At 62.7% G+C, this 6,307-nt stretch carries 4 protein-coding genes and 1 pseudogene; all 5 read left to right on the top strand.

Annotated elements, in window-relative coordinates; genetic code table 11:
- Positions 1-685: pseudogene (locus tag VEI45_RS24015) on the top strand (acyl-CoA synthetase); the annotation flags it as partial.
- 32 nt (positions 686-717) lie between these two features.
- Positions 718-1,368 carry a GAP family protein gene (locus tag VEI45_RS24010; RefSeq protein ID WP_324857013.1) on the top strand — a complete coding sequence of 217 codons (651 nt, stop codon included), beginning with the start codon at positions 718-720 and terminating at the stop codon, positions 1,366-1,368.
- Between the two features lie 246 nt (positions 1,369-1,614).
- A complete protein-coding gene (locus VEI45_RS24005) occupies positions 1,615-2,676 on the top strand; it encodes a dihydrodipicolinate reductase (protein ID WP_324857012.1) in 1,062 nt (353 codons plus the stop codon).
- A 243-nt stretch (positions 2,677-2,919) separates the two neighbouring features.
- Positions 2,920-3,339, top strand: coding sequence for an MmpS family transport accessory protein (locus VEI45_RS24000; protein ID WP_324857014.1), 420 nt, complete (start codon positions 2,920-2,922; stop codon positions 3,337-3,339).
- Positions 3,336-6,293 carry an MMPL family transporter gene (locus VEI45_RS23995; protein WP_324857011.1) on the top strand — a complete coding sequence of 986 codons (2,958 nt, stop codon included), beginning with the start codon at positions 3,336-3,338 and terminating at the stop codon, positions 6,291-6,293. Before VEI45_RS24000 ends, VEI45_RS23995 begins: the two co-directional genes overlap by 4 nt.
- Positions 6,294-6,307 lie beyond the last annotated feature (14 nt).

The following is a 6,307-nucleotide window of genomic DNA, read 5'->3' as shown; positions in this document are numbered from 1 at the left end:
CGATCTCGCGGAGCTGTCCGCGGGCCGCGTTCAGCGGTGTTCGGCAGGGACCGGGGCAGAGCTGGTCAAATACAAAGTGCCGCAATCACCCATGTTGCGGATCGTCGACTCCGACACCAACCGCGAGTGCGCTGCGGGCTTGGTCGGCGAGATCTGGGTACATGGCGCCAATGTCGCCGACGGCTACTGGCGCAAACCGCCCGAGGAGCAGCGCTGCTTCGGCGCAATGCTCGTCGACCCTTCGCCGGGCACGCCCGACGGACCCTGGCTAAAGACCGGCGACCAAGGCTTCGTCTCCGAGGGTGAACTGTTCATTGTCGGCCGGATCAAGGATCTGCTGATCATCCACGGGCGTAATCACTATCCCGAGGACATCGAGGCGACGATCCAAGAGATCACCCGTGGTCGGGTCGCGGCGATATCGGTCCCGCTGCACAGTACCGAGAAGCTGGTCACCATCATTGAGCTCAAGAAGCGAGGCGATTCGAACGAGGAGGCGATGCACTGGCTCGGTTTGGTCAAAAGCGACATCACCTCCGCGATATCCAACGCGCACGGCTTGAATGTCGGGGACCTCGTTCTGGTATCGCCCGGGTCGATTCCCACCACGACGAGCGGCAAGATCCGGCGCGCCGCCTGTGTCGAGCAGTACCGCCAGGACCAATTCACCCGGTTGGACGCCTAAGCCGACCCGTGGGCGCGCACCCAGAATTACCAATGTTGGTCACTGTCCTGGTAATGGCCTGTGCCGTCAGCGTCGAACCGTTCCGAGTCGGTATGACCGTGCTCATGCTGAACAGGCCCAGACCGGCGTTGCACCTGCTCGCGTTCTTGTTTGGCGGTGTCGCAATGGGAACGACGGTGGGTCTGGTTGTCTTGTTCGTGTTTCGACGCAGACTGCTGGAGTCTACCTACTTCACTTTGCCCAAAGTTCAGATTCTGATCGGGTTCCTGGCGCTATTGGTCGCTGTAGTCGTGGCCCTGCCCGTCTCCGGACGATTGGGCTCGCGCCCGGCAAGATTGGCGAGGCCGGCCCAACGATTACTGAGCGGGTATTCGCTGTGGGTCGCGGGAATCGCCGGTCTCGGCATCGCATTGCCGTCGGTCGACTATCTTGCCACGCTAGCCGTCATACTGGCCTCCCGCGCGACAGCCCTGACGCAAGTCGCAGTGCTGTTGATGTACATCGTCGTGGCCTTCGCGCTCGTAGAGATTCCGCTGCTGGCCTATCTACTGGCGCCCAAGACAACCGCCATGTCGATGACAGCGCTGCACAACTGGATTCGATCGCGTCGCCGCCCTGAGGTTGGAATCCTGCTGGCCGCGGCCGGCTGTGTGTTCATCGTCGTCGGCACGGCCGGGCTTTGACCTTTTCTCAAACGCGAAAGCCCAGCAGCTTCAAGCCAATTGCATATCGGGGATCACCATAGACGTCGACGCTACTGCAGCTGTTCGCTGTGTGGTCACAATCGTGGTCGCCCCAACACAGCAACAGATGACGGGCCAAATTTTTAGCCGCGGCTAAGTTCGCTCTGAATATTGGGACGCCCGGCTCGCGTGCGCGTGGACCCGGTTGAACATAATGAGTCCAATCGCACCGGCAAAGGAGTCCCGATGAGCACGACCAGCGCAGACCGTCCGTTTCGGGTGATCCAGTGGACGACCGGCAACATCGGGCGGCGATCGCTGCACGCCATCATCGGCAGACCGGACATGGAACTCGTCGGCGTCTACGCCCACGGGCAAGACAAAGTCGGGGTGGACGCCGCCGAGCTCTCCGGCTGGCCTGAGCCGACGGGAGTGAAGGCCACCAACGATATCGATGCGCTGCTGGCACTGCGGCCCGACGCTTGTTGCTATAACCCGTTGTGGCCCAACATCGACGAGTTGGTGCGCCTACTCGAGTCAGGCGTCAATGTCTGCTCCAGCGCGGCCTGGATCACCGGTGGCAAGCAGACGCCGCAGGACCGGCAACGGATCCTCGACGCGTGCGAGCGCGGCGGCTCAACCATCTTCGGCAGCGGCGCGCACCCGGGGATGACGAACCTGGTCGGCATGGCGCTCAGCGGATCCTGCGAACGGGTCGACGAGATCCGCATCACCGAGTCGGTGGACTGCTCGACCTACGAATCCGCGGAGACTCAGACCGCAATGGGTTTCTCGCAGGACCCCGATACGCCCGGGCTGGCCGAGAATGTGCGACGCGAAAGCGAGGTCTTCGCCGAGTCGGCCGCGATGATGGCCGACGCGATCGGCGCCAACCTGGACAAGATCACCTTCGACGTCACGTTCACCGCGGCCACCGCCGACTCCGACCTGGGCTTTATGAAGATCCCAGCCGGGACCGTCGGCAGCGTGTACGGCTACCACCGCGGCTGGGTCGGCGATCACAACGTGGTCAGTGTCGGATTCAACTGGATCATGGGCGAGCACGTGACGCCCCCGAAGCCGCTCGAACACGGCCACGTCATACAGGTGTTTGGCGTGCCCAACATGCGCACGGTGATCCATTGCCTGCCGCCGAAGGGTTGGACCGAGCCGGGATTCATGGGTCTGGGCATGATCTACACCGCGATGCCGGTCACCAACGCCGTGCCGGCGGTCGTCGCGGCCAAGCCGGGGATCGTGACGCTGGCCGACTTGCCGCCCGTCACCGGCCGTGCAGCACTGCCGTGATGACGCCGGACACATCGGGGGGACCTAGCGGAACGCTATCGTGCCCTACCGTCTAGCATAGTTAGCCGAGCGAAGGTTCTACGGGCATCAGCAGGGATGACCAGCGAACACGAGCTCATTCGGCATATGTTGGGACGCCAACGGCGGCGGACGGAAATGGATCTGCGGCTTGATCTGTTCGCGGAGAAGACTGCGGACGGACCGGCGGGAGGAGACCGAGTGAGGGCGATTTCGATTGGCGGTTTGCTCAGACGCTGGTGGATACCGCTGCTTCTAGTGGTTGTCCTGGCGGTCTCCGGACTGGTGGTGTCACGGCTGCACAAGGTGTTCGGCTCGCAGGACCTCAACGCGAACGCGGGAGCCGGGATCAAGATCGTCCAGTTCAACCCGAAAGTCGTGAAGTATGAGATCGACGGGCCGCCCGGCAGCGTCGCGAACATCAACTACTGGGACGCCGACGCCAACACACACCAGGTCAACGGTGCGCCGCTGCCGTGGTCGTACACCATTTCCACCACTCTGCCCGCGGTCAGCGCCAACATCATGGCCCAAACCGACGCCAACCACATCGCCTGCCGCATCACCGTCGACGGTGTGCTCCGCGAGCATCAGAGTGTCGACGGCCACAACGCCCAAACTTTCTGCCTGGTGAAGTCCGCATGACCCGCGCCAGCGACGATGCAGAGCGAAGCGATGCTGAGGAGCGGCGCTTCAACACGGCCGACACCACGAGAACCGAGGGCGGGCACCCCCACCGACCTTTCATCCCGCACTTCATCCGCATCTTCGCGATTCCCATCATCTTGGGCTGGGTCGCGCTGACCGTCGTGGTCAATGTCGCGGTCCCGAGCCTGGAAGTCGTCGGCGAAAACCATTCAGCGCCGATGGCGCCCCTGGACGCACCGTCGATGAAAGCGATGATGCGGATGGGGCACAACTTCAAGGAATTCAATTCCAACAGCACCGTGATGGTCGTGGTGGAAAGCCAGCGGCCGCTCGGCGCCGCCGCGCACCACTATTACGACGACATTGTCCGTAAGCTGCGGCAGGACCCTAAGCACGTCCAGCACATCCAGGACTTCTGGGGGGACCGGTTCACGGCGGCGGGCGCGCAGAGCGCCGACGCCAAGGGCGCCTACGTCCAGGTGAACATCGCCGGTAACCAGGGCACCACGCAAGCGAACAAATCCGTCGACGCCGTCCGCAAGGTTGTCGACAACGAACCCGCGCCGCCCGGGGTCAAGGCCTATGTCACCGGCCCGGCGGCGCTGTCCGATGACATGCACATTATCGGCAACCACAGCCTGGCCAAGATCACGTTGTTCACCCTGGCCGCGATCGCGATCATGCTGCTGCTGGTCTACCGCTCGATCGTCACCACGCTGATCCAGCTGTTCATGACGTTCGTCGCGCTGCTCTGTGCGCGCGGAATCGTTGCGGTGCTGGGCTACAACAACGCGTTCGGGCTCACCACGTTCGCCGCCAACATCCTGACGATGTTGGCAATCGCCGCCGGGACGGACTACGGGATCTTCCTCATCGGCCGGTATCAGGAAGCGCGGGCGGCCGGCGAAGACCGGGAGACGGCCTACTACACGACATTCCGCGGAGTCGCGCCGGTTGTGCTGGGTTCGGGTCTGACGATCGCGGGCGCGACGTACTGCCTGAGCTTCGCGCGGCTGCCGTGGTTCAACACCATGGGCCCACCGGTAGCCATCGGCATGCTCGTCGTGGTGGCGGCCGGCCTGACATTGGGCCCGGCGGTGGTTTTCGTGGGCAGCCGTTTCGGCCTGTTCGAGAAGAAGACCCAGTCCCGCGGCCGGCTGTGGCGGCGGGTGGGCACCGCGGTCGTGCGTTGGCCGGCACCGATTTTCGCGGTGAGCGGGGCGGTCGTCCTGGTCGGCATGGTCGCGTTGCCCGGCTTCAAGCCGAGTTACAACGACCGTCACTACCTGCCCGCATCAGCACCGTCCAACATCGGCTATGCCGCGGCCGACCGGCACTTCTCCGAAGCCCGGATGAATCCGGACATGCTGATGATCGAGGCCGACCACGACATGCGCAATCCGGCCGACATGCTGGTGTTGGACAAGGTGGCCAAAAACGAGATCCGCACAGTCGGGATCGCGATGATCCAGGACATCACCCGGCCCCTGGGAATTCCGATCCAGCACAGCTCGATTCCGTTTCAAAACAGCATTCAGGCCCAAACGACCATGCAGAACATGGACTTTCTCAAAGACAGAATGAAAGACATTCTGAAGATGGCCGACGAGCTGCAGGTCCAGATCGACTACACCGAGCGCTTATTTCAAATAACGAAAGACCTTTCGAGCGCCGCTGACGACAGCGCGAAGACGACGGAGGAAACGTCGCAGATCACCGATCAATTGCGCGACCACGTGGCGGATTTCGACGACTTCTGGCGGCCGATCCGCAGCTACTTCTACTGGGAGAAGCATTGTTTCGACATTCCCATGTGCTACTCGCTCCGGTCGTTGTTCGACTCGTTGGACGGGTTCGACCAACTCGCCGAAAAGTTCCACGAACTTTCTGGTGACATCAACCGCACCGCCGCGGCCACTCACGAGATGCTGGTGTTGATCCCCACGATGATTGCGACGCTGAAGACCACCAAGGGCCTCACGCTGACGTTGTACCAGACGTTCTCGGCGATGATCAACCAGATGGAGGCGATGAGCAACACCTCGATCGTCATGGGCCAAAGTTTCGACGCCTCGCAGAACGACGACTTCTTCTATCTGCCGCCCGAGGCGTTCACTAACCCGGAATTCATTCGCGGCGTGAAGCTGTTCTTCTCCCCCGACGGAAAGTCGGTGCGCTTCTTCATCACTCACCAGGGTGATCCGATGACGCCCGAGGGAATCGCCCGAGTGTCTGCGGAGCGAACCGCCGCCCAGGAGGGACTCAAGCAGTCCTCGCTCTCCGATGCCAAGGTGTATCTCGGGGGGACCGCGGCGACCTTCCGCGATATGGCCGACGGCGCAAAGTACGACCTGATGATCGCGGTGGTTTCGGCGTTGACGCTGATCTTCATGATCATGCTGCTGCTGACCCGCAGCGTGGTGGCAGCACTGGTCATCGTCGGGACCGCGAGCAGCTCGATCGCCGCATCCGTCGGGCTGTCGGTGCTGATCTGGCAGGACCTGTTCGGCATACACATCCACTGGATCGTCGCGGCGCTTTCGGTGATCATCCTGTTGGCCGTCGGCTCCGACTACAACCTGCTGTTGGTCTCAAGGTTCAAAGAAGAAATTCATGCGGGGCTCAAGACCGGCTACATCCGATCGATGGCCGGCACCGGCGCGGTGGTGACATCGGCGGGTCTGGTCTTCGCCTTCACCATGGCGTCGATGCTGGGCAGCGACCTGACGGTGCTGGGCCAGTTCGGCTCGACGGTCTGCATCGGCCTGCTGCTCGACACCCTGGTGGTGCGCACCCTATTCATGCCCTCGCTGGCTACGATGTTGGGCCGCTGGTTCTGGTGGCCCCTGGTTGTGCATCCGCGCGGCGACCACGCCAAACCTAAGCCTCGGCCGGTACCACCCGCCGAGGAGGACAACACTGCGCCACTAGCTGTGCATGCGCAGCGATAAGCCCGCTACTCGGC

Source organism: Mycobacterium sp. (assembly GCF_035623875.1).
GTDB lineage: Bacteria > Actinomycetota > Actinomycetes > Mycobacteriales > Mycobacteriaceae > Mycobacterium.
The sequence above is the reverse complement of the archived record's forward strand: the minus strand, read 5'-3'. Positions and strand labels throughout refer to the sequence as shown.

Excerpts from the sequence above, each read along its gene's own strand:
- VEI45_RS24010 (WP_324857013.1), top strand. The coding sequence starts at position 718 with ATGTTGGTCACTGTCCTGGTAATGGCCTGTGCCGTCAGCGTCGAACCG.
- VEI45_RS24005 (WP_324857012.1), top strand. The coding sequence starts at position 1,615 with ATGAGCACGACCAGCGCAGACCGTCCGTTTCGGGTGATCCAGTGGACG.
- VEI45_RS23995 (WP_324857011.1), top strand. The coding sequence starts at position 3,336 with ATGACCCGCGCCAGCGACGATGCAGAGCGAAGCGATGCTGAGGAGCGG.